This window comes from Brevundimonas nasdae, assembly GCF_019395145.1.
In the GTDB taxonomy this organism is placed as follows: Bacteria; Pseudomonadota; Alphaproteobacteria; order Caulobacterales; family Caulobacteraceae; genus Brevundimonas; species Brevundimonas nasdae.
In genome coordinates this window covers 2588139-2608961 of sequence record NZ_CP080034.1, presented here as the reverse complement: position 1 = coordinate 2608961, position 20823 = coordinate 2588139, and the positions used below count along the sequence as shown (strand labels likewise).

Sequence of the window (20823 nt, the reverse complement as noted above, 5' to 3'; positions counted from 1 at the left end):
CAATGTTAACAGGCATCTGTGGAGGCATGGGCGCGGGCTTGGGCCAGTATTTTCTTAGTGGTCATGCGCTGGTCTATTCAACCTTTATGGGATTGGCGGTGGCCTGCGCTGCGTATTTCCTCATGCGCTATTTGAATACTCGCGGCTAAGAAAAAACATTGCCCCAAAGTCCGCTACGGGTCGATACGAGAAACGGGCTTCTCTGCTAAAAGCTGACGTTGCGGGCCCCGGCGCCTACGGCGTGTGTGGTCGTGCTCTACGCTCCGCGCCTTCCCTTGCCGTCGATCAGCACGGCCTGCTGCCATCGGCTGGGGGCCTTGTCGGTGCGGTGGATGCAGCCGGACCAGCAGCAGGGGCGTTTCTTGCCTTCCAGCAGTTCCTCCACGGTGCGTTCGATGCGGCGCTGGCGGGTCGCATCATGTTTGGCGTCGTCCACCCAGCAGATGAACTCATTGCGGCCCAGCGGCGTCAGGGCCTTCCACAGATCATAGACGCCCGCGTCCGCCCGCACAGCGCCCTCCAGGTCGGCGGCGGCGTCGTGGACCACGCCTTGCGGAAAGACATCTGTCATCACGATCCTCCCAGGCTGCGCTTTAGTCCAAGTCTGTTCGCCGCCTTCGGGAATGTCCATGGGCGCCTTGTCCAGCCCATGGTGTTGCGAATGCGGATGACGCGCGCCTCCGTCACCGCTAAAGCCATCCCATGACCGACACGCCGAAAAAAGGCTGGTTCCAGCGCCTGTCCGCGGGACTCTCTCGTTCCTCCAAGCAGATGACCGATCAGGTCGTCGCGACCTTCGTCAAGGAGCCCTTGTCCGAGGCCTCGCTGGAGCAGTTGGAAGAGCATCTGCTGGAAAGCGATCTCGGCCCCGCCGCCTCCGCCCGCATCGTCGAGCGCTTCCGCGCGCTGAAGTTCGGCAAGGACGCCCAGGAGCGCGAGGTCAAGGAAGCCCTGGCCGAGGCGGTCGCCGCCGAACTGTCGCCGCGTCAGGCGACCTTTGATCCGCTGAGCGGCCCCAAACCCTATGTCGTCCTTTTCGTCGGCGTGAACGGCTCGGGCAAGACCACGACCCTGGGCAAGATCGCCGCCGACCTGACGGGCAAGGGCGCCAAGGTCATGATCGTGGCGGGCGACACCTTCCGCGCCGCCGCGCGCGAGCAGCTGAAGGTCTGGGCCGAACGGGCGGGCGCGGATTTTGAAAGCCGTCGCGACGGCGCCGACGCGGCAGGCCTGGCCTTCGACGCCTATCAGAAGGCGCGTGAGGAGGGCTACGACGTCGTCCTGATCGACACCGCAGGACGCCTGCAGAACAAGTCGGCCCTGATGGACGAACTGCTCAAGATCGTCCGCGTGCTGAAGAAGGTCGATCCCGAGGCGCCTCACGACACCCTGCTGGTGCTGGACGCCACCGTGGGCCGCAACGCCCTGGCCCAGGAACAGATTTTCGGCCGCACCGCCTTCGTCACCGGCATCGTCATGACCAAGCTGGACGGCACGGCGCGCGGCGGGGTTCTGGTGCCGGTGGCCCAGGCGTCCGACGCCCCCCTGATGCTGATCGGCGTGGGCGAAAGCGTCGAAGACCTGCAGCCGTTCGACGCCCGTGCATTCTCCCGCTCGCTGGTGGGACTGGAAGACTGAGCATGACTGACGCCCCCAAGACCGCTGCCCCCGAGAAGAAGAACCGCCAGTGGATCAGGCAGGCCGTCGATTTCGGCGCCCTGGCCGCCTTCATGATCAGCTATTTCGTCACCAAGGACATGATCCTGGCGACCTGGGTGCTGGTGGCGGCGTCGGCGATTGCGCTGGGCGTCGGGTTCGCCATCGAGCGCCGGTTTGCACCCCTGCCGCTGATCACCGGCCTGTTCGCCCTGGTGTTCGGCCTGCTGACGGTGTTCACCCACGACGACCTGTATGTGAAGCTGAAGTTGACGGTGCAGAATGGCCTGCTGGCCGTGATCCTGCTGGGGTCGATCCCGCTGAAGAAATACCCGTTCAAGGCGCTGCTCGGCTCGGCGATCAAGGTCAATGACGCGGCGTGGCGCAAGCTGACCCTGCGCTATGGGCTGTATTTCCTGACGGTCGCCATACTGAATGAAATTTTCCGCAGCCCCACCGCCGTGACCGCCATCTGGCACGCTCTGGGCCGCGACACGCCGAACCCGAACGACGTCTGGGCCAGCTTCCGCGGCGTGCTGTGGATTTCGGCCTCGGTCTTTGGCCTGTCGCAGGTGCCGCTGATCATGAAGAACATGATCAAGGACGAGGAGCCGGGTCCGATCTCGCCCGACACAGGCCTGTAGGGGGCGCTGGAACCTATGGTTTGAGGACGTGTTTCAGGTCCGACGCCGGGCGTGGCGCGCCTACAGACAAATTGTCGCGCAACCGACACACTTCCCCCGTCAAAACGTAAAGCACTGCTGGTACGCGTTCGGACGAAACAATCGGGGGACGTTCTCATGGTCAAGGCTGGAAAGCTGGCGAAACGGGTGGGGCCTCTGGGCACCTCGCCCAGCCATCTGATGCATCGCGCCCTGCAGTTGGCGCTGGATATCTATTCCGAAGAGACGGGGCCGGAAGGCCTGACGCAGCGCCAGTTCGCTGTGCTGGAGGCGACCTCCATCAAGACCGGCCTGACCCAGACGGAACTGGTCCGCATGACCGGCATCGACCGCTCGACCCTGGCCGATCTGGTCACCCGCATGACGGCCAAGGGCCTGCTGGAGCGCGAACGCTCGACCCTGGATGCGCGCGCCAAGGCGGTTCGTCTGTCCACGGAAGGGGCGGCGCGTCTGGAGGCGGCGCGGCCTCTGGTCGAGGCGGCGGACAAGCGGATCATGGCCCTGCTGCCCAAGGGCCAGCGCGAGACCTTCCTGGCGCAGTTGGCGGAACTGGCCGCCGCCGCCGACGCCGCCCCTGACGCCGCCAAGGCCGAGGCCAAGGCGGCCAAGAAGGCGCTGAAACAGGCGGACAAGGAAGCCAAGAAGGCCGAGAAAGCCGCCCGCAAGGCGGACCGCCCGGCCAAGCCCGCCAAGATCAAGAAGCCAAAAGCCGTCGAGGCGGCTTAGGATTTTTTCCGCAGCCGCCTGGCGTTGGCGGTCGCGGTCTTGTGGATGGGGGCGATGGCCTCGGCCTGCGCCCGCATCAGCTCGCTGTTCAATGTGACGGCCTGGGCCGTCGCTCGACCCCACCAGCCCAGGGCATAGCGGAACTGGGCCGTGGCGGCTTCGACCGGCGTGCGGGCCTCGGCCAGGGACGCAGCCGCGCGCATCGCAATGGCGCCTTCGTCCATCGCCGCGCGGCCCAGACGCTGGCCGATGGCCCCGGCGCTGGCCGCCACCGCATTGGCCGAAGCGGTCATGGCGGCGGCCTTTTCCGTGCTCATCAACGACAGCTCCTTCAGGTCCTGACCCTTGGGATTGGTCAGATCCTGCGCCATCCGCGTGGTGCGGGCGGCGATCACTTCAGCCGATGCGGCCAGCAGCTCGGCGCCGGTGACGGCGGCGTCCGCAGGCGTGGGGTTTTTGCGGGTCAGGGGCGTTCCTCGGCGGCGAAGGCCGCGACGTCTCTCAGCAGGCCGGGGATGGCCGCATCAATGATCTGCTGGCCCTTTTCCGGGCTGGCCTGCGCCGGGTCGGACCCGATGCGGCCGTCCGGGAAGCGGGCGCGGTAATCCAAGGCGTCACGGATCGGACCGTTCGGCGCGATCTTGGGCGAATAGTCCGCCGTCTTGATCTGCTCGGGATAGGCCGCCTGGGTGACGGCGATTTCGGACGGGGTGGCGTGCATGCCGTGGCCCGTGGGGAACAGCTGGTTGCACAGGCTGTTCACGCCCGGCAGGTCCCACCAGTTCTTCAGCTTCAGCACGAACGGCGGCTGTTCCTCGACATAGCTCCACTCCGCATAGATTTCGGAGAAGGTCGCTTCGATGGTGGCGACATTGCCGCCGTGTCCGTTCAGGAAATAGATGCGCTCGAACCCGTGGCGGCTAAGCGACGACACCCAGTCCGTGATCGCGGCCATGAAGGTGGAGGGGCGCAGGGAGATGGTGCCCGCGAACGCCAGATGGTGCTGCGCCATGCCGATGTTGAAGGTCGGGGCGACGATCAGGTTTTCATCGGTCTTCTCCGCCGCATGGGCGATGATCTCGGGGCACAGCCAGTCGGTGCCCAGCAGGCCCGTCGGCCCGTGCTGCTCGTTGGAGCCGATGGGCACGATCACCGTCCTGGACAGCGGCTTTCCAGCGTTCAGCGCCGCATCGATTTCAGGCCAGGACGACAGGTGGATCAGCATGAATGCACTCTCACAACGAAACTCTGCGTCCCGGGGGCGACGCAGCAGACTTGGGTTTCATACTGATAGCGCGATCCCGCAGGGGCGGACAGGCCCGCCTCTATGACTGGGGCGCATAGGCGGCCATGAAGACGCGCACGGCCTCCCTGGCGCGCTGCTCGATGCCGTCGGCGTTGATCTGTTCGACGCCCAGCATGGCCTTCAGATGCCCGTGGCCCATGACCAGGCCCGAGAACATTTCAGCGGCCTCGTCCGGGTTCGGAACCTGCAGTTTTCCCTGCCGGGTCTGATCCGCCATCCAGGCCGCCAGCAGTTTCAGGCTGCGTTTGGGCCCGGCCTCATAGATGGCCTGGGCGATCTCCGGCGCCTCAACCGACATCAGCGACACGCCGCGCATCGACCCGATCTTGTCGCGGTGGCAGACGCGCTCCAGCAGGGCCAGGCCCAGCGCCTCCAGCACCACGGCCGGTTCGCCCCCGGCCTTCAACGGCGCGACCACGAGGTCCGAGCGCTGATTGGCCAGGGCCTGGGCGATCTCCAGCTTGGAGGCGAAGCGGTTATAGAGGGTCTGTTTCGACACCCCCGCCAGCTTGGCGATCTCCTCCATCTTGGCCTGCAGCCCCTTGTCGGCGAACAGGGTCGTCGCGGCGTCCAGAATCGCCTCGCTTTTCCTCTCGTCGACCTGGCCGCGCCGTCGGGCCATCAGTGGACGTCCGACGGGGGCGCGCCTGCCTGGGCCTTCACCGGCTGGGCCAGCAGGGTGACGAAGGCGGCCCCGGCGCACATGACGCCCAGCAGGGCGAAGGCGTCGCCGAAGGCCATGGTCGTCGCCTGTTTCATCAGTATGCCATACACGGCCTTCATCGCAGAGGCGGCGGGGTCGATCGTGTCGCCGAACCTCTGGGCCATGCCCGCGATCAGGCCGCGCACGGCCTGGTCGCCTTGATTGATCGCGCTGGTCAGTTCGACCATGTGCAGGGCCGTATTGGTGGTCAGGCTGGTGTTCAGGATCGCCAGACCGAAGGCGCCGCCGACATTACGCGCCAGATTGACCAGGCCGGACGCGTTCTTGACCATGTGCGGCGGCAGGGTGGCCATCGTCACCTGCTGTGAGGCGATCATGGCCAGCATCACCCCAATGCCCCGGAAGGCCTGGACTGAGGCGAACTCCCAGAAGCCCCAGTTCTCGGTGACCAGACGCGCCTCCCACATGCCGTAGGCGCACATCATGAAGCCGCCGAACATCAGAATGCGCGCGTCCAGCTTGCGCACCAACCGACCGGCGAACGGGGCGGTGGCGAACATGGCCAGACCCGACACCACCATGGTGGTGCCGACCTCGGACGAGGAATAGGCCAGCACTCGGCCCAGGAACAACGGCAACAGGAAGGTGCCGCCGAACAGGGCGAAACCGACGATGAAGGTCATGATGAAACCGACCAGGAAGTTGCGGTTTCCAAAGGCGCGCAGCTCCACGATCGGCTGATGATAGGTCAGCGACCGCCAGATGAACATCGGTCCCGCGACGGCGGCGATCACGGTCAGCAGCAGGATATGGGTGTCCTGGAACCAGTCGTTCTTGGCTCCTTCCTCCAGCACAAACTGCATCGACATCAGGAAGGTGGCCATCATGCCCAGTCCCCACCAGTCGAAACCCTTGGCCAGGGTCGGATCGCCTTTGTCGAAGGCGCCGTAGCGGCCGACCAGGAACAACACCAGAATCCCCGGCCCGACGTTGATGAAGAACAGCCAGCGCCAGCTCAGCCACTCGGTCAGGTGTCCGCCCAGCGTGGGGCCGACCGTCGGCGCCAGGGTCACGATCAGGCCCATGACGACGCTGGCCGTGACACGCTTGTCCGGCGGAAAGGCGGTGAAGGCGACGGCGAACACGGTCGGGATCATGGCCCCGCCGACGAAGCCCTGGATGGCGCGGAACAGGATCATGGCTTCGATCGAGTTCGACAGACCGGTGGCCACGCTCATCAGAACGAAGCCTGCGCAGGAGACCATGAACAGCCGCTGCGTGCCCCATAGCCGCGACAGGAAGCCCGACAGGGGGATCATGACGACTTCGGGGATCAGATAGGCGGTCTGGATCCAGCTGATTTCGTCAGCGGACGCGCCGACGCCGGCCTGGATCTGGGGCAGGGAGGCGGCGACGATCTGGATGTCCAGGATGGCCATGAACTGGCCCACCACCATACCCGCAAAGCCGAGCAGCAGCATGGTCCAGTTGATTTCGGGACGACCGGCGACGGGACCGCCGCCGCCGGACGCTGAGGACGGGACCGAAGCCCCGTCTGCGGGGCTGGCGGTCGTCACTGGGCCACAGGCTCCACAGTCGGTTGCGCGGCGGGGCGGGGGGCGCTGGCGGCGTCGGCGAACAGCTGCCCGCCCTGGCTCTTCAGGTCGACCTTGATGTCCAGCGACAGGCCGGGGCGCAGGGCCAGACCCCCGTCATTGCGGGCCACGGCGATGCGGACGGGCACCCGCTGGGTGATCTTGGTGAAGTTGCCGGTCGCGTTCTCGATCGGGATCAGGGCGAACTGCGATCCGGTGGCGGGGGCGAAGCTGTCGACGCGGCCGTGGATCTTGCGGCCGGGGAAGGCGTCGGCGGTGATCTCCACGTCCTGGCCGATGCGCATCTTGGCCAGTTGCGTCTCCTTGAAGTTGGCGACCACATAGGTGTCGCCCAGGGGCACGATGGACAGAAGCTGGGCGCCGGCGTTGACGAACTGGCCGACGCGAACGCTGCGGGCGCCGACGACGCCGGAGACAGGCGCGCGGATCACCGTGCGCTCCAGCGCGATGCGGGCCACGTCCAGACGGGCGCGCGCCTGTTCGACGGCGGCGACGCTCTGTTCACGGCTGGAGCTGAGCACGCCGGCCGAGCGCTGCTCGGCGACCAGGGCGGCCTGGGCCTGCTGGACGGCGGCGACAGAGGTCTGGGCCTGGGCCTGCTCGGTCTGGATGCGCTGCTGCGAGACCCAGCCCTGCTGGGCCAGCTTGCCGTAACGCTCGACCTCGGCGTGGGCCAGATTGGCCTGGGCGTGCGCCTGGGCGACGGCGGCGGCGCGGGCGGCGACATTGGCCTTTTCCTGCTGCGACTGGGCGTCGACATTGCCGACGGCGGCGATGGCGGCCTGCAGGTTGGCCTCGGCCTGGGCCAGGTCGGCGCGCTGGTCCGCATCGTCCAGCTTGACCAGAATGTCCCCGGCCTGGACCTGCTGGTTGTCGGTGACCAGAACCTCGGTCACGCGCCCCGACAGCTGCGGGGCCACATTGGTGGTGTCGGCCTGGACGAAGGCGTTGTCGGTCGCCTCCCAGCGCTGGCCGTTGATCCACCAGATCGCGCCGCCGATGATCAGCAGCACGCCGACGATGCCGGCGGCGATAAGGGGCAGGCGTTTCTTGAGTTCAGGCGACATGAGAACAGTCCGGGGGAGGGTGCGGCGTTTTGAAGCGGCGCTAAAATGGACCCGCGCGTCCAAAAATCAATGGGCGTTTGTGCGATGCAATGAACACGATCCATTTTTGTGTGTTTCCATCGCCTCATGACCACATCCGCCGCCGCCTCAAATCCCCTTCCGCCCCAGGTCGATGTCGTCGTGATCGGGGCGGGCGCCGCAGGTGTCGCCGCCGCCCGCCGTCTGATGCGGCCCGGTCTGTCCGTTCTGATTCTGGAGGCGCGGAATCGCGTCGGCGGGCGGGCGCATACGCTGCGCATTCAGGGCGAAGGTCTCGACATGGGCTGCGGCTGGCTGCACTCGGCCGACGACAATCTGCTGGCGGGTCTGGTCGAGGACGAAGGTCTGACGCTGGACAAGACGCCGCCGCCGTGGGGCGCCCAGGCCTTCAACCACGAAAGCACGACCGGTGATCAGGAGGATTTCGGCGAGGCCTTCGACGCTTTCGAGCAGCGGGTCGCCGAGGCGGCGGCGCGCGGCGAGGACCGGCCCGCGTCTGATCTGTTCGAGCCGGACAACCCCTGGAACCCGCGTCTGGACGCCATCTCCGGCGCTCTGAACGGCGCGCGCTTCGCCGAGGTGTCGGCCCTGGACTATGACGCCTATGGCGACACGGGCGTGAACTGGCGGGTGCGCGAGGGCTATGGCCGCCTGATCGCGCGGCTGGCCCGTGCGGTGGACGAGGTCACGGTGCTGGATTGCATGGTCCAGCGCATCGACCGTTCGGGACCGCTGCTGCGGCTGGAGACCAGCCGGGGCGGACTTCAGGCCCGGATCGTCATCCTAACCGTGCCCAACAGCCTGATCGCGTCTGAGGCGGTGCGCATAGATCCGCCGGTCCCCGCCCTGCTGGAGGCCGTATCAGGCGTGCCTCTTGGGCTGGCGTCCAAGATGCATATGAGCGTGCGCGGCGCTCAGGACTTCCCGCCCGATTCCCAGCTTTGGACCCGGCGCGACACGCCCCAGACCGGCGGCTACCACCTGCGGCCCTTCGGGCGGCCGATGATCGAGGGCTATTTCGGCGCCGATCTGGCCTGGGGGCTGGAGGCGGAGGGACAGGCGGCCCTGTATGATTTCGCGGTCAGCGAACTGGTCGCGGCCCTGGGCTCGAACATGCGCAAACGTCTGGAGCCGCTCGCCGCCAGCAGTTGGGGCGTCGATCCCTTTTCGCGCGGCGCCTATTCGCACGCCCTGCCGGGCCATGCCGCCGACCGCGCCCGGCTGCGCACCGACATCGAGGACCGCATCTTCCTGGCGGGCGAGGCGACGGCGCCGGTCTATTTCGGCACGGCTCACGGCGCCTGGATGGAAGGCGAGCGGGCGGCCAAGTCGGCGTTGCTGGCCCTGGGACTTGACCCGCGCACCGGCCCCGGCGACAGCGAGGCATGAAGCCGACCAAGGCCCGAAAACCCGCCGCACCCGCCGCCAAACGCCCCGCTGTCATGACCGGGGCTTCGGTGCCTGTGCTGCGCTGGCCGCCGGATGAGGATCGGGTGGAGGAGGTTTTCCAGCGCCTGTCCGGCGTCATGCCCGACCCCAAGACCGAGCTGAACTTCTCCAATCCCTATACGCTGGTGGTCGCGGTCGCCCTGTCGGCACAGGCGACGGATGTCTCGGTGAACAAGGCGACGGACAGGCTGTTCGCCGTCGCCGACACGCCGCAGAAGATGCTGGCGCTGGGGGAGGAGGGGCTGATCCCCTACATCGCCTCCATCGGCCTGTACCGGGGCAAGGCCAGGAATGTCATCGCCCTGAGCCGCATCGTGCTGGAGCAGCATGGAGGCGAGGTGCCGCTGGATCGCGAGGGGCTTCAGGCCCTGCCCGGCGTGGGACGAAAAACGGCCTCGGTGGTGCTGAATGAATTGGGGATCGAGGCGGCGATCGCGGTCGACACCCATGTCTTCCGCGTCTCGCATCGGCTGGGCCTGGCCAACGCCTCCACGCCGGACAAGGTCGAGGCCCAGCTGTTCAAGGTGGTGCCTGAGGAATGGCTGCCCAAGGCGCACCACTGGCTGATCCTGCACGGTCGCTACACCTGCACGGCGCGCAAACCGGCCTGCCTGGGCTGCATCATCGCCGACCTGTGCCCATCGCGGGCGGGCCTGCTGGCGCTGGGCGAGGCCCGAACCTGAGGCCGCCTCAGATCGCGGCGCGTCTCAGGGTGATCAGCGCCTGATCGATCAGGCGGGCGTCGCCGACGGCCAGCACCTGTCCGTTGTCGTCGGGGGCGTCGCCGCGCCAGTTGACCACCTTGCCGCCCGCCGCCTCGATCACCGGAACCAGCGCGGACCAGTCCCACGGCTTCAGGCTGGTTTCGGCGACCAGATCCATCCTGCCAGACGCCACCATCGCATAGGCGTAGGCGTCGCAGCCCAGGCGGGCCAGACGCGCCGCCGCCCGCACCTGGGTCCAGGCGCCCAGCTCTGCGCCGGTGAAGATGTCGGGATCGGTGGTGCCGATGATGGCGTCGGTCAGTTTCTCGCACGACCGCACGGCCAGAGGCGTTTCGGTCTCGCCGCGCAGCAGCCGGGCCCCGGACGGGCCGCCGATGAAGATTTCATCCAGATAGGGTTGGGCGATGACACCGACGGTCGGCTTGCCCGCGATGCGCAGGGCGATCAGCGTGGTCCACAGCGGCAGGCCGGAAATGAAGGCGCGGGTGCCGTCGATGGGGTCCAGCACCCAGACGTGTTCGGCGTCGGGGCGGTCCTCGCCATACTCCTCGCCGATGATCCCATGCTCGGGATAGCGGGCGGCGATCAGTTTGCGGATGGCGGCCTCGGCCTGTTTGTCGGCCTCGGTCACGGGGTCGAAACCGGCGGCGCCCCCCTTGTCCACATGCCCGATGTCGGAGCGGAAGAAGGGCAGGGTCACGCGCGCGGCTTCTCGCGCCAGTTCGACGGCGAAGGCTTCGAATTCGGTCATGGCCAAGGTCTAGCCCAGCCGCAGGTTTCAGGAAACCGGGTCGCCCTCGGCGTGCAGCGATTTCGCCAGGTCCAGCAGACGGCGGCGCGGCCGTTCGCCCAGTTGATAATAGGCCTGGATCAGATCCAGGGTCTCCTTGCGGGAAAAGGCCTCGCGCCCGGCGGCGGCCGTCTCCTTGCGCTCCATCGCCTCGGTCAGGCCGTCGTAGAAATAGCTGACGGGCGATTCCAGCGCCTCGGCCAGCTGCCACAGGCGGGCGGCGGAGATGCGGTTGGCGCCGCACTCGTATTTCTGAATCTGCTGGAAGCGAATGCCGATCTGGATCGCCAACTGCTGCTGGGTCAGGCCCAGCAGACGACGGCGGCGACGCAGGCGGCGTCCAAGATGCAGGTCGATGTCGGTGGCCATGGCCGCCAAATCCTCATCAGACGACGTCCCGATGCGGGACGACTCGCCTGTCGTGCGGCAAACGCCGTGCCGGGATCGCCTCTGGGGGGAATGTCAGCGGCGGAGACGCAACCTCGGCGGCCCATGTGCATTAATCAACGCAGCTTGGCTTTTAATAGGGAAGGACGCAAAACGTGGGTATTATTGCTTGGATCATCATCGGCATCATCGCCGGTTGGCTTGCTGAACAGATCATGGGCCGCAATCACGGCCTGCTGACCAATCTGATCGTCGGCATCATCGGCGCCCTGATCGGCGGCTTCATCGCCAATGCGCTGGGCTTTGCCTGGGGCGGCTGGATCGGCTCGACCATCGTCGCCACCATCGGCGCGGTGATCCTTCTGTTCCTGTTGGGGCTGATCAAGCGTCGCGCCTGATCGTTCCGGTGAGCTGAATAAAAGAAGGGCGGCTCGTAAGAGCCGCCCTTTTTCCTGTGGGGTTCAGGATTGCGGTTCGGTGGGCGCCGGGGCCGGTTCTTCGGTCGCGGGCGGCGGCGGGGCGTCAGCGGCGACCGGAGGCGCTGCGTCATACTCGGCCTTGGTGAAGCCGACGACGACATCGGCGCCATCTTGGCGGATGCCCGCCAGCGGCACGCCGCGGATCTGGCCATCAGCGCCGCGGACCGTCAGCTCCTGCTTGCCTTCGGCATTGTTGTGAACACCCTCAAGCTTGCCCAGTTCGCCATCAGCGCCGCGAACGGTCGCGCCAGGCGTCAGAGTCAGGCTGGGGGCTTGAGCTGCGGCCGGAGCCGGTGCGGGCGGGGTCGTGTCTTGCGCCATGGCGGGCGCGGCGGTCAGGAAGGCGACGGCCGAGCCGGCCAGAAGAATGTTCTTGATCGTCATTGGGACATAATCCGGTAACACGGGCCCGACGCCCGCAATGACCTAATCCGCGATGTTTCAGATTGTTGCAGACGCCGCGAAATGACCTCAACCTCGCCCCAGTTGGCCGATTCTTGGTCTATATTCGGGGCAGCCGAATCGGAGCCGCTGTTTGCCGTCCCGCACAACTCCCGCACAGCGATTGGTCCGGCGGCTGCTGGGTCTGGCCTATGAGCTGACGCCGCAGGTCTTTGCGGTGGCGGCCTTCGTCGCGGGCGCGGTCATGCTGGCCTCGGCCATGACGCCCGAATTCGACGCCCGCCTGCGCCAGTTGACCGGCGTGGTGTCGCCGATCCTGATCGACCTGTCGCATTTCGTGGCCAGCATCGCGGGCTTCCTTTTGATGCTGCTGTCGGCGGGCCTGTGGCGGCGCCGTCGAGGGGCCTATTGGGCGGCGCTTCTGACCCTGATCATCGGGGCGGTGCTGACGGTGTTGAAGGGGCTGGATTGGCAGGAGGCGTTCGACCTGCTGATCGTCGCCGCCCTGCTGGCGCCTTGCCGCAGCGCCTTCAACCGCCGTTCGCGCCTCAGCGAGCCTTTGCGCCCTGGCTGGCTGCTGCTGCTGATCGCAGGCGTGGGGGCCATGCTGTGGCTGGGCTTCTTCGCCTATCGCGACGTCACCTATAATGACGAGTTGTGGTGGCGCTTCCTGACGGACAAACAGGCGTCAGGCTTCCTGCGCGCGGGCCTGATGCTGGCCATCCTGACCATGGTCGTGGCGGGGCGATCCCTGCTCAGTTCGCCCGGTTCGCACGATCACGGGCCCGCATCGCCTGAAGACCTGACCCGGGCCCGGGCCGTGCTGGACACGGCGGCGGAGGCGACGCCCGAGGCCTGGCTGGCCATGCTGGGCGACAAGGCCCTGTTGTTCAGTCCTTCGGGGAACAGCTTCCTGACCTACCGTGTGCGCGGACGCCGCTGGATCGTCATGGGCGAACCGGCGGGCCTGAAAGAGGAGCGGCGCGAACTGCTGTGGGCCTTCGCCGGGATGGCCGACAGCTACGGCGGGGCGGCGGTCTTCTATTCGGTCAGCGAGGCGGTGCTGGGCGATCTGGCGACCATGGGTCTGGCGGTGCGCAAGGTCGGCGAGACGGCGGTGATCGAGGTCGCGGACTTCTCGATGGAGGGCAAGTCCAAGCAGAATCTGCGCACGGCCGTGAACCGCGCCGAACGCGAAGGCGGTTCGTTCGAGGTCCTGCCCCCCGGATCGGTCGGTCCCATCGTGGACGAATTAAGGGCCGTGTCCGACGCCTGGCTGAAGATGCATGAGGGAACCGAAAAGGCCTTTTCCCTGGGGCGGTTCGATCCGGCCTATCTGGACCTGACGCCCCTGGCCGTGGTGCGGTCCGAGGGACGGATCGTGGCCTTCGCCAATCTGTTGACGGCGCCGGACGAGGCGGCGGTCGATCTGATGCGCTATGCGCCCGACGCGCCGCATGGGGTGATGGACTATCTGTTCACCCGCTGCACCCAGTGGGCCAAGGATCAGGGGATGGCCCGGTTCGATCTGGGCATGGCGCCCCTGTCGGGACTGGAGGATCGCCGGATGGCCCCCGTCTTCGCCCGCGTCGGCGCCCTGGTCTATGACGAAGGCGGCGCCCTGTACGGCTTCCAGGGTCTGCGCAGCTACAAGGCCAAGTTCGCGCCGGACTGGCGTTCGCGCTTCATTGCGGCGCCGGCCTCCACGCCCCTGCCTCTGGCCCTGCTGGATGTGGCGTTGCTCACCAGCGGCGGCTGGTTGGGGATGCTGGGCCTGAAGAAATAGCTCAGGTCAGCAGCGCCTTCAGCACCCCGTCCAGCACGGGCCGTCCCTTGGCCGTAGCGGACAGGCGGCCGGACGTCGCCGTCAGGAAGCCGTCTGCGATCAGGTCCGCGACAGGCGCCGCGTCCGGCGACAGGCCAAGATCCGCCAGCAGGCCGATCGGCGCGCCCTCGACGGTGCGCAAGGCCAGAAGGAAACGCTCCTCGGCCGCGTCCGCCGGGGATTGGGCCTCGCGGTCGCTCCACGGCTTGTGTTCGGCCACGCCCGCCACATAGGCGTCGATCCGGCGGTGGGCGACGGTGGCGGTGCGCACCCCGTCCAGCGTGAGCCGTCCGTGGGCGCCGGGGCCCAGGCCCAGATAGTCGCCACCGCGCCAGACATGCAGATTGTGCGCCGACCGGGCCGCCACGCCGCGCGCATGGTTGGACACCTCATAGGCGTCGAAACCGGCGTCCTGCAGCACCGCCTGCGTCGCCTCATAGAGGGCGGCGGCCTGATCTTCGTCCGGCGGGGTCAGGGTTCCTCGCCGCAGGGCGCGGCCGAACGCCGTCTCGGGCTCTATGGTCAACTGATAGGGCGAGACGTGTTCGAACCCCTTCGCCAGGGCCGATCGCAGCTCCGCCGTCCACCCGGCGACGGTCTGGTTGGGGCGGGCGTAGATCAGATCGATGGACAGGCGTTTGAAGGCGCGTCCCGCCAGATCGACGGCGCGCAGGGCCTCGTCCGCCGAATGGTCGCGCCCCAGAAACCTCAGCGAGGCGTCGTCCAGCGCCTGCACCCCCATCGACAGGCGGTTGACCCCGGCGTCGGCCAGGGCCGCGAACCGGCCCGCCTCGGCGTCGGTCGGATTGGCCTCCAGCGTGATTTCAATGTCGCCAGCAGGCGGGAACAGCGCCCGCGCCTGATCGATGACGGCTGACACGGCGTCCGGCGACATCAGCGACGGCGTGCCGCCGCCCAGAAAGATCGACGCCAGCCGACGCGGCCCCAGCATCGCCGCCTGCGCGCGCATGTCCGCCAGAATGGCGTCCAGAAGCCGGGTCTGCTCCTTCACCCGCCCCCGGTCGCGCACGACGTTGAAGTCGCAATAGGGGCAGATGCGCGAACAATAGGGCCAGTGGACATAGAGGCCGACGTCGCTGCCGGGATCAGGAAAAACGGGGTCGAGTGGATCAGTCAATCAGCGCGGCCTTGAGCAGGCGGAAGGCGCGCGTGCGGTGGCTGTCGGCCTCCTTTATGGCGGGGTCCAGTTCGCCATAGGTCAGGTCGCCGCCCTCGGGGATGAAGATGGGGTCATAGCCGAAGCCCCGGTCGCCGCGCGGCGGGAAGGTCAGTTCGCCGTGGACCACGCCCTCGACCACTACGCAGGGGCCGTCGGGCCAGGCCACGGCCAGAGCCGAGGTGAACCAAGCGCGGCGATCGGCGGCCCCGATCTCCTCAAGCCTCTGCTCGACCTTCTGCATCGCCAGGGTGAAATCCTTGGTCGGCCCGGCCCAGCGGGCGGAGAAGATGCCCGGCGCGCCGTCCAGCGCGGCGACCGACAGGCCGGAATCGTCGGCCAGGCAGACCTCCCCCGACAGGGCGGCGGCATGACGCGCCTTCAGCATGGCGTTGCCGGTGAAGGTGCTCTCGGTTTCGTCCGGTTCGGGCAGATTCAGGCTGCCTGCCGTGACGATCTCGTAATTTCCATCCAGCAAGGCTTCGATCTCGCGCGCCTTGCCGGGGTTATGCGTCGCCGCAACCAGGCGCATGCCTTTGATAAGCTTGAGATTCATCGGCGATCACATCCCTGAAACAGTCTATTGCCAAAGTTTAATATCGTTAAACGATATGTAACGTGCTTTTCGGCTTCGCACGGCCTATCTATTGATCATCGAGAACGAGGCCGCTTCGTTCCTGACTTCTCCACCCGGAGAAACGATTTTGCGGAAAATCAAATCAACGGGGCGATAACGCCCTTTCAGGTCAACGGAGAAATACGATGCACACCATGAACACCTCGCTGCTGATGGACAAGCTTGGCGCACTTTTCGTCAACACGGTTCTGATCGCCGCCCTGCCGACCGCCCTGGTCGCCATCCTGATCCAGGCCTTCTGACCGATCCCTTCGGATCAAACCCCGTAGTGATCAAGAGGGCTTTGACGATCTTGATGAAGACCGCGATGTATAGAGCCGCGTGCGGGTTCGCCGGACCCCGCGCGGCCGCCGCGCTCTCCACCCCGGTCTGAAAGTCATACCCACGCCATGCGCCTGCCGACGCCGCCACGATTGACGACGAAGCCAGGCGGACAGCCGATCCCCCTGCTGAACGACGCCCGTCGACAGTTTCGCGCCATGGGTCCCGGCTCCGTATCGACCCTGCTGAAGATCGCCCTGGATGTGGCCTATGTGCTGCTGGGCCTGCTGACAGGCCTGCTGCTGATCCTGCTGGTCACGGCCATCTTCATTCCGATCGACAATCTGAACATCACCGTCACCAGCGACGACGGCGGGCGGCAGTTGCCGCTGACGCGCATGCTGCTGGTGTTCGGCCTGGGCGCGATGACCGCCTATTTCGGCGGCTTCATGCTGATCCTGCGCAGTCTGCGCCGCATCTTCCGCACCCTGACCATGGGCGACCCCTTCCATCCCGACAATGTGCGCCGTCTGCGCCATATCGGCCTGACCCTGGCGGTCGTGACCGGCGGCGTCTGGGCGGCCCAGGGCTTTGTCGCCGCGCGTCTGGCGCCGGGGGTGATGGACAAACAGGGCATCGGCGACCTGCTGACCCCGATTTTTTCCGTGCTGATCGTCTTTGTCCTGGCGGAGGTTTTCCGCGAGGGCGCGCGCCTGCGCCGCGAATCTGAACTGACGATCTGAGCCGTTTCGAGTAGGACTTCCTCATGGCCATCCGCGTCCAGCTCGATCGCGTTCTTGTCGAACGCCGCATGTCCCTGACCGAACTCGCGGATCGGGTCGGGGTGACCGTGGCCAATCTGTCGATCCTGAAGACCGGCAAGGCGCGGGCCGTGCGGTTCTCGACCCTGGACGCCCTGTGCCGCGAGCTGGAATGCCAGCCCGGCGACCTGCTGGCCTATGAGCCCGGCCCCGGCGGGTTTGACGATGACGGCGAAGGATGAAGCGGCCGCGCGCGCCGAAGGATGTCGATGCGAACGGCCTGACGCCTGACGACCGCCGCATCTGGGGGCGTGTCTCGGGCTCCGTCACGCCGCCGCGCGCGCGCAAGGCCGCGCGGGTCGCCATCGAAGGTCCGGCTCATACGCCTGAGGCCATTCAGCCCGCGCCGCCGCGAACGCCCCCGCGTCCGGGCGTCAAACGCACCCCGACGCCGGTTCTGGTCGATACGCGGGCGCCGACACGCGGCAAGTCCGCGCCCGAGGATGTGGAGCCCAACCGCAAGCGCCGCCTGACCCGCGAGCGCGACCCCATCGAGGCGCGCATCGACCTGCACGGGTTCGGACGTTTCGAGGCCGAGGATCAGCTGCGCGGCTTCCTGACCTCGTGTCAGGCGCGCGGCATGCGGGCGGTTCTGGTCATCACGGGCCAGGGGCGGCTGGGCGGCGGCGTGATCCGCGCCTCTTTCGCCGACTGGATGCATTCGCCCGGTTTGCGGGCGGTGGTGTCAGGCTACACCACCGCGCACCAGCGCCACGGCGGCGACGGCGCCTTTTACGTCACCTTGCGGCGCAAGGCCTGACGCCTTCCGCGCCCGGGCAGGGAAGGCGCAGCATTCTCAGAGCTTGAGGCCGTTGTCCTTGGCCAGCTGGTCCAGCTTGACCATCGGGCGCGGGCCCCAGTGGGCGATGACTTCGGAGGCGGCCAGCGAGCCCAGCTTGCCGGATTCCTCCAGCGACAGGCCGCGCGCCAGACCCAGCAGGAAGCCTGCCGCGTACTGGTCGCCGGCGCCAGTGGTGTCGACAACCTTGGCGACCGGATAGGCGGCGACGGCGGTGCGTTCATCGCCACGGATGATGACCGAGCCATGTTCGCCGCGCGTGACGGCGGCGATCTCGACAATGGCGGCCAGTTTGTCTGCGGCGGCGTCGAAGTCTTCCGTCTCGAACAGGGCGCCCAGTTCGACCTCGTTGGCCAGGACGATGTCGGCGGACTGGGTGACGAAATCCAGCAGCTCGGCCCGCCAGCGGGCGACGACGAAGGTGTCGGACAGGGTGATGGCGACCTTGCGGCCCGCCTTGTGCGCGGCGGCGGCGGCGCGCTCGAAGGCGGCGCGGGCCGGGGCCGGGTCGAACAGATAGCCCTCCAGATAGACGATCTCGCTGGCGGCGATCAGGGCCTCGTCGATGTCGTCGGCGAACAACTGGTTGGCGGCGCCCAGGAAGGTGGCCATGGTGCGCGCGCCGTCGGGCAGGACGTTGATCAGGCAGCGCCCGGTGCCGAAGCCCTGGGCCGCGCCGCCGGTCAGGACCGGGGTGTCGAAATGGACGCCCGCCGCGCGGATGTCGTGGGTGAAGACTTCGCCCAGGGTGTCGTCGGCGACCTTGCCGATATAGGCCGCGCGCCCGCCGAACGAACCGACGCCCGCGACGGTGTTGCCCGCCGACCCGCCGGAAGCCTCAACGCCCGGCGCCATGGCGTCATACAGGGCGGCGCTGCGTTGGGCGTCGACCAACTGCATCGAGTTTGGGGCCAGGTCCTGGGCGGCCAGGAAGGCGGCGTCGCAGGGGCTGAGGACGTCCACGATGGCGTTGCCGACGGCGGCGATGTCGTACTGGGCGGTGTTCTGGGTCATGAAACGCCCTTAGCTCAGGGGGCGTCCTGCGTCATCCAAAATCCCATAAGGAAGCCCTTATGTGTTTGCCGGGTTGAACTGGAACGATGCTGCGATAGGAGGATCGGCATGACCCAGATCGCCGTTCTGACCCCCGACCCTTCCGACCGTTCCTACATCGGCCGCTGGCCGGAGGTGCTGGAGCGCCTGAAGGCGACCTTGCAGGAAACGGGCGCGACCGTGACCGCCACGCCCTGGACCGATCATGTCGAGGACGCCTCGGGTCTGGCCGGATATGATCTGATCCTGCCGGTCATCGTCTGGGGCTATCACCGCGACCACACCCGCTGGCTGAAGGCCTGTGCGTCATGGACGGAGGCGGGCCTGCCGGTCGCCAATCGGGCCGAGGTGCTGCGCTGGAACTCGGACAAGTCCTATCTGGCCCGCCTGGCGCAGAAGGGCGTGCCGATCCCGCCGACGCTGTGGACCGACGGCGTGACCCAGGACCAGGTGGACGCCGCCTTCGCGGAGACGGGCGCGCCGGTGCTGATCGTCAAGCCGACCGTGTCCGCAGGCGCCTTTCGCACCCTGCGCCTGTCGCCGGGCGAGGCCCTGACCGAGGCGCCGGAAGGGGCGGCGATGATCCAGCCCTATCTGAAATCCATCGAGACCGAGGGCGAGACCTCGCTGCTGTTCTTCGGCGGTCGGCTCAGCCATGCGGTGAACAAGCGCCCCGTGCCGGGCGATTTCCGCATCCAAATGCAGTTTGGCGGCCTCTACGCCGCCGTCGCGCCGGACGCCGAGGTCCTGGCCCTGGCCGAACAGGTGCTGGCCGCCATCGACGAGCCGCTGCTGTACGCCCGCATCGACATGGCCCGCGACGACGCAGGCCGCTGGGTGCTGATGGAGGCCGAACTGATCGAGCCGGACTTCTATCTGGACTACGATCCGGCGAACGGCGCCGGTTTCGCCCGTGCAGTCGCGCAGCAGGGCGTAAGAGTTGACGATCTTACAGGAGTTTAACTGGCCCGGTTCGCTGCTCGCAGTTCACAACACGCGAACAAGTTGATGAATAGGGAGTGGGGCATGGATCGGCGTCTGTTGCTGCGCGCGGGCCTTGCGGCTGCGGTCGGATCGACGATGGGCGGCGCGGCATGGGCGGTTGAGCCTGATCGAGACGTCACCTTCGCAGGAGATTTCGACGAGCTTTGGACGACGCTGCGCGATCGCTACTGCTTCTTTTCCGAGAAGCGCACGGATTGGGATCGTGTGCGGACAATGTATCGTCCCATGGCGGTGCAGGCGGACTCGCGGGATGGCTTTGCTGCGGTCGTCGGGCAGGTGATGGCGGAACTCTATGACCCGCATACGTCCCCAGCCGAGGCCCCGGCGGGCGCCCAGCGCGGGGCGATCTCCGATATCGTCGTGGACGAACAGAATGATCGCGCCCAGATCAAGGCCATCCTTGAAGATACGGCGGCGGCGGAAGCAGATCTGCGCTTTGGCGACCTGATCCTTGCCGTGGATGGCCAGTCGCTTGCGCCCCTGATCCAGACATGGACGCCGAAATGCCTGACCTCGCCCGACCCGGCGGCGACGGCCTTCGCCTTGGGGCGCGCTGTGGCGGGTGTTCGTGGGCAGCCCAGGCGTTATCTGATCGCACGCGGGGGTGAAACGGCGCGCGAAATTGTCATTCCCATCCGGCCTGCAACGCCAAAACCCAATGTGGAATGGCGCAGGCTTGAGGACGGGGCGGGCTATATCATCATCCGTAGTTTCGCCGATGACGCCGTGACCGAGAGTTTCGATCAGGCGCTTGCCGAACTGGGCGATGCGCCGGGTTTGATTCTGGACGTCCGCAATAACGGCGGCGGCGACACGGCTGTGGCGCGCCCGATCATGGGGCGGTTCATCACCGAGACCAAACCCTACGCCCTGATGCGTCGTCGCGAAGGTCAGGGCTTAAGCGGATACTGGACTGAGACGGTCGATCCGCGCGGCCCCTTCACCTACACGCGGCCGGTGGTGGTCCTGGCCGATCACTGGAGCGCCAGCATGGCCGAGGGCTTCCCCATGGGGATGCGCGGCATCGGGCGGGCGACCGTCGTGGGAACCCCGATGATGGGGCTGGGCGCGGCGGTCTTTCCCATCGTGCTCGACCGGACCGGCCTCCGGGCCCAGTATTCAGCTGAGCCGGTCTATGACGTGAACCGTCAGCCCCGCTGGCTGATGCAGCCGGATGTGGCCGTGCCGGACGGTCAGGACATTCTGGCGGCGGGGCGGCGCACTCTGGCGGGGCTGATCGGCTAGGCCGCCCGTCG

The 20823-nt window shown here is 67.1% G+C and carries 24 protein-coding genes; 12 read left to right on the top strand and 12 right to left on the bottom strand.

The features are described 5' to 3' along the window. Positions 1 to 256: 256 nt before the first annotated feature. Positions 257 to 571 carry a YdeI/OmpD-associated family protein gene (locus KWG56_RS12705; protein WP_219355031.1) on the bottom strand — a complete coding sequence of 105 codons (315 nt, stop codon included), beginning with the start codon at positions 569 to 571 and terminating at the stop codon, positions 257 to 259. A gap of 131 nt (positions 572 to 702) precedes the next feature. Between KWG56_RS12705 and ftsY the strand changes: the two genes are divergently transcribed. The 3 genes from ftsY (at position 703) to KWG56_RS12690 (ending at position 3065) form a co-directional block, all read left to right on the top strand. After that, positions 703 to 1638: a signal recognition particle-docking protein FtsY gene (gene ftsY / locus KWG56_RS12700; RefSeq protein ID WP_219355030.1), complete on the top strand. Its 936-nt coding sequence runs from the start codon at positions 703 to 705 to the stop codon at positions 1636 to 1638. A 2-nt stretch (positions 1639 to 1640) separates the two neighbouring features. Beyond that, positions 1641 to 2300 carry an inner membrane-spanning protein YciB gene (locus KWG56_RS12695; protein WP_219355029.1) on the top strand — a complete coding sequence of 220 codons (660 nt, stop codon included), beginning with the start codon at positions 1641 to 1643 and terminating at the stop codon, positions 2298 to 2300. Between the two features lie 156 nt (positions 2301 to 2456). After that, positions 2457 to 3065 (top strand): MarR family winged helix-turn-helix transcriptional regulator, encoded by a 609-nt coding sequence (locus KWG56_RS12690; protein ID WP_219355028.1) that lies wholly within the window; start codon positions 2457 to 2459, stop codon positions 3063 to 3065. On the opposite strand, the gene KWG56_RS12685 is transcribed toward KWG56_RS12690, so the two are convergent. The 5 genes from KWG56_RS12685 to KWG56_RS12665 all read right to left on the bottom strand — a co-directional run bounded on the left by KWG56_RS12685 (position 3062) and on the right by KWG56_RS12665 (position 7718). Beyond that, positions 3062 to 3460 carry a phasin family protein gene (locus tag KWG56_RS12685; RefSeq protein ID WP_244999508.1) on the bottom strand — a complete coding sequence of 133 codons (399 nt, stop codon included), beginning with the start codon at positions 3458 to 3460 and terminating at the stop codon, positions 3062 to 3064. The genes KWG56_RS12690 and KWG56_RS12685 overlap by 4 nt on opposite strands. A gap of 68 nt (positions 3461 to 3528) precedes the next feature. Further along, a complete protein-coding gene (locus KWG56_RS12680; protein WP_219355027.1) occupies positions 3529 to 4290 on the bottom strand; it encodes a creatininase family protein in 762 nt (253 codons plus the stop codon). Positions 4291 to 4390: 100 nt separating this feature from the next. Next, the gene (locus KWG56_RS12675; protein ID WP_201099914.1) at positions 4391 to 4993 is read right to left on the bottom strand and encodes a TetR/AcrR family transcriptional regulator; all 603 of its coding nucleotides are present in this window, start codon (positions 4991 to 4993) and stop codon (positions 4391 to 4393) included. Continuing rightward, positions 4993 to 6612 (bottom strand): DHA2 family efflux MFS transporter permease subunit, encoded by a 1620-nt coding sequence (locus KWG56_RS12670; protein ID WP_373274057.1) that lies wholly within the window; start codon positions 6610 to 6612, stop codon positions 4993 to 4995. The genes KWG56_RS12675 and KWG56_RS12670 overlap by 1 nt, the downstream gene beginning before the upstream one ends. Beyond that, complete coding sequence (locus KWG56_RS12665) at positions 6609 to 7718, bottom strand: HlyD family secretion protein (protein WP_219355026.1); 1110 nt, start codon at positions 7716 to 7718, stop codon at positions 6609 to 6611. The genes KWG56_RS12670 and KWG56_RS12665 overlap by 4 nt, the downstream gene beginning before the upstream one ends. 126 nt (positions 7719 to 7844) lie before the next feature. Between KWG56_RS12665 and KWG56_RS12660 the strand changes: the two genes are divergently transcribed. Continuing rightward, on the top strand, positions 7845 to 9146 hold the full coding sequence (locus KWG56_RS12660; RefSeq protein ID WP_219355025.1) for a flavin monoamine oxidase family protein: 1302 nt from the start codon (positions 7845 to 7847) through the stop codon (positions 9144 to 9146). Continuing rightward, entirely contained in the window at positions 9143 to 9889 is a 747-nt protein-coding gene (gene nth / locus KWG56_RS12655; protein WP_219355024.1) for an endonuclease III, read from the top strand. Before KWG56_RS12660 ends, nth begins: the two co-directional genes overlap by 4 nt. Before the next feature lie 7 nt (positions 9890 to 9896). On the opposite strand, the gene hisN is transcribed toward nth, so the two are convergent. Both hisN and KWG56_RS12645 read right to left on the bottom strand, forming a co-directional pair. Further along, positions 9897 to 10682, bottom strand: a complete 786-nt coding sequence (gene hisN / locus KWG56_RS12650) for a histidinol-phosphatase (protein ID WP_219355023.1) — start codon at positions 10680 to 10682, stop codon at positions 9897 to 9899. Positions 10683 to 10709: 27 nt separating this feature from the next. Further along, the gene (locus KWG56_RS12645; RefSeq protein WP_201099994.1) at positions 10710 to 11099 is read right to left on the bottom strand and encodes a helix-turn-helix domain-containing protein; all 390 of its coding nucleotides are present in this window, start codon (positions 11097 to 11099) and stop codon (positions 10710 to 10712) included. 224 nt (positions 11100 to 11323) lie between these two features. Between KWG56_RS12645 and KWG56_RS12640 the strand changes: the two genes are divergently transcribed. Continuing rightward, positions 11324 to 11506, top strand: coding sequence for a GlsB/YeaQ/YmgE family stress response membrane protein (locus KWG56_RS12640; RefSeq protein ID WP_236261312.1), 183 nt, complete (start codon positions 11324 to 11326; stop codon positions 11504 to 11506). A gap of 63 nt (positions 11507 to 11569) precedes the next feature. Here KWG56_RS12640 and KWG56_RS12635 read toward each other — a convergent pair whose 3' ends face one another. Continuing rightward, complete coding sequence (locus tag KWG56_RS12635; protein WP_219355022.1) at positions 11570 to 11971, bottom strand: hypothetical protein; 402 nt, start codon at positions 11969 to 11971, stop codon at positions 11570 to 11572. Between the two features lie 151 nt (positions 11972 to 12122). Here KWG56_RS12635 and KWG56_RS12630 point away from each other — a divergent pair, with 151 nt between their 5' ends. Then, the gene (locus KWG56_RS12630; protein ID WP_244999507.1) at positions 12123 to 13775 is read left to right on the top strand and encodes a GNAT family N-acetyltransferase; all 1653 of its coding nucleotides are present in this window, start codon (positions 12123 to 12125) and stop codon (positions 13773 to 13775) included. 1 nt (position 13776) lies between these two features. Here KWG56_RS12630 and hemW read toward each other — a convergent pair whose 3' ends face one another. Both hemW and rdgB read right to left on the bottom strand, forming a co-directional pair. Next, the gene (gene hemW / locus KWG56_RS12625) at positions 13777 to 14952 is read right to left on the bottom strand and encodes a radical SAM family heme chaperone HemW (RefSeq protein ID WP_219355021.1); all 1176 of its coding nucleotides are present in this window, start codon (positions 14950 to 14952) and stop codon (positions 13777 to 13779) included. After that, complete coding sequence (gene rdgB, locus KWG56_RS12620) at positions 14945 to 15547, bottom strand: RdgB/HAM1 family non-canonical purine NTP pyrophosphatase (RefSeq protein ID WP_219355020.1); 603 nt, start codon at positions 15545 to 15547, stop codon at positions 14945 to 14947. The genes hemW and rdgB overlap by 8 nt, the downstream gene beginning before the upstream one ends. 494 nt (positions 15548 to 16041) lie before the next feature. On the opposite strand from rdgB, the gene KWG56_RS12615 reads away from it, so the two are divergent. The 3 genes from KWG56_RS12615 to KWG56_RS12605 are packed head-to-tail and all read left to right on the top strand — an operon-like array spanning position 16042 to position 17470. Continuing rightward, a complete protein-coding gene (locus KWG56_RS12615) occupies positions 16042 to 16632 on the top strand; it encodes a DUF2975 domain-containing protein (protein WP_307417890.1) in 591 nt (196 codons plus the stop codon). A 23-nt stretch (positions 16633 to 16655) separates the two neighbouring features. Then, positions 16656 to 16892 carry a helix-turn-helix domain-containing protein gene (locus tag KWG56_RS12610; RefSeq protein ID WP_219355019.1) on the top strand — a complete coding sequence of 79 codons (237 nt, stop codon included), beginning with the start codon at positions 16656 to 16658 and terminating at the stop codon, positions 16890 to 16892. Further along, complete coding sequence (locus KWG56_RS12605; protein WP_219355018.1) at positions 16889 to 17470, top strand: Smr/MutS family protein; 582 nt, start codon at positions 16889 to 16891, stop codon at positions 17468 to 17470. Before KWG56_RS12610 ends, KWG56_RS12605 begins: the two co-directional genes overlap by 4 nt. Positions 17471 to 17506: 36 nt before the next feature. Here KWG56_RS12605 and KWG56_RS12600 read toward each other — a convergent pair whose 3' ends face one another. After that, positions 17507 to 18523 (bottom strand): adenosine kinase, encoded by a 1017-nt coding sequence (locus KWG56_RS12600; RefSeq protein WP_219355017.1) that lies wholly within the window; start codon positions 18521 to 18523, stop codon positions 17507 to 17509. A 108-nt stretch (positions 18524 to 18631) separates the two neighbouring features. On the opposite strand from KWG56_RS12600, the gene KWG56_RS12595 reads away from it, so the two are divergent. After that, complete coding sequence (locus KWG56_RS12595; RefSeq protein ID WP_219355016.1) at positions 18632 to 19525, top strand: ATP-grasp domain-containing protein; 894 nt, start codon at positions 18632 to 18634, stop codon at positions 19523 to 19525. A gap of 63 nt (positions 19526 to 19588) precedes the next feature. Further along, the gene (locus KWG56_RS12590; protein ID WP_219355015.1) at positions 19589 to 20812 is read left to right on the top strand and encodes a S41 family peptidase; all 1224 of its coding nucleotides are present in this window, start codon (positions 19589 to 19591) and stop codon (positions 20810 to 20812) included. Positions 20813 to 20823: the final 11 nt, after the last annotated feature.

What these genes read in the sequence shown, in the direction of transcription:
- KWG56_RS12690 (WP_219355028.1), top strand. Translation starts at nt 2,457, where the DNA reads ATGGTCAAGGCTGGAAAGCTGGCGAAACGGGTGGGGCCTCTGGGCACC.
- KWG56_RS12595 (WP_219355016.1), top strand. Translation starts at nt 18,632, where the DNA reads ATGACCCAGATCGCCGTTCTGACCCCCGACCCTTCCGACCGTTCCTAC.
- KWG56_RS12705 (WP_219355031.1), bottom strand. Translation starts at nt 571, where the DNA reads ATGACAGATGTCTTTCCGCAAGGCGTGGTCCACGACGCCGCCGCCGAC.
- KWG56_RS12660 (WP_219355025.1), top strand. Translation starts at nt 7,845, where the DNA reads ATGACCACATCCGCCGCCGCCTCAAATCCCCTTCCGCCCCAGGTCGAT.
- ftsY (WP_219355030.1), top strand. Translation starts at nt 703, where the DNA reads ATGACCGACACGCCGAAAAAAGGCTGGTTCCAGCGCCTGTCCGCGGGA.
- KWG56_RS12605 (WP_219355018.1), top strand. Translation starts at nt 16,889, where the DNA reads ATGAAGCGGCCGCGCGCGCCGAAGGATGTCGATGCGAACGGCCTGACG.
- KWG56_RS12640 (WP_236261312.1), top strand. Translation starts at nt 11,324, where the DNA reads ATGGGCCGCAATCACGGCCTGCTGACCAATCTGATCGTCGGCATCATC.
- hisN (WP_219355023.1), bottom strand. Translation starts at nt 10,682, where the DNA reads ATGACCGAATTCGAAGCCTTCGCCGTCGAACTGGCGCGAGAAGCCGCG.
- KWG56_RS12675 (WP_201099914.1), bottom strand. Translation starts at nt 4,993, where the DNA reads ATGGCCCGACGGCGCGGCCAGGTCGACGAGAGGAAAAGCGAGGCGATT.
- nth (WP_219355024.1), top strand. Translation starts at nt 9,143, where the DNA reads ATGAAGCCGACCAAGGCCCGAAAACCCGCCGCACCCGCCGCCAAACGC.
- rdgB (WP_219355020.1), bottom strand. Translation starts at nt 15,547, where the DNA reads ATGAATCTCAAGCTTATCAAAGGCATGCGCCTGGTTGCGGCGACGCAT.
- KWG56_RS12600 (WP_219355017.1), bottom strand. Translation starts at nt 18,523, where the DNA reads ATGACCCAGAACACCGCCCAGTACGACATCGCCGCCGTCGGCAACGCC.
- KWG56_RS12680 (WP_219355027.1), bottom strand. Translation starts at nt 4,290, where the DNA reads ATGCTGATCCACCTGTCGTCCTGGCCTGAAATCGATGCGGCGCTGAAC.
- KWG56_RS12590 (WP_219355015.1), top strand. Translation starts at nt 19,589, where the DNA reads ATGGATCGGCGTCTGTTGCTGCGCGCGGGCCTTGCGGCTGCGGTCGGA.
- KWG56_RS12635 (WP_219355022.1), bottom strand. Translation starts at nt 11,971, where the DNA reads ATGACGATCAAGAACATTCTTCTGGCCGGCTCGGCCGTCGCCTTCCTG.
- KWG56_RS12610 (WP_219355019.1), top strand. Translation starts at nt 16,656, where the DNA reads ATGGCCATCCGCGTCCAGCTCGATCGCGTTCTTGTCGAACGCCGCATG.
- KWG56_RS12665 (WP_219355026.1), bottom strand. Translation starts at nt 7,718, where the DNA reads ATGTCGCCTGAACTCAAGAAACGCCTGCCCCTTATCGCCGCCGGCATC.
- KWG56_RS12695 (WP_219355029.1), top strand. Translation starts at nt 1,641, where the DNA reads ATGACTGACGCCCCCAAGACCGCTGCCCCCGAGAAGAAGAACCGCCAG.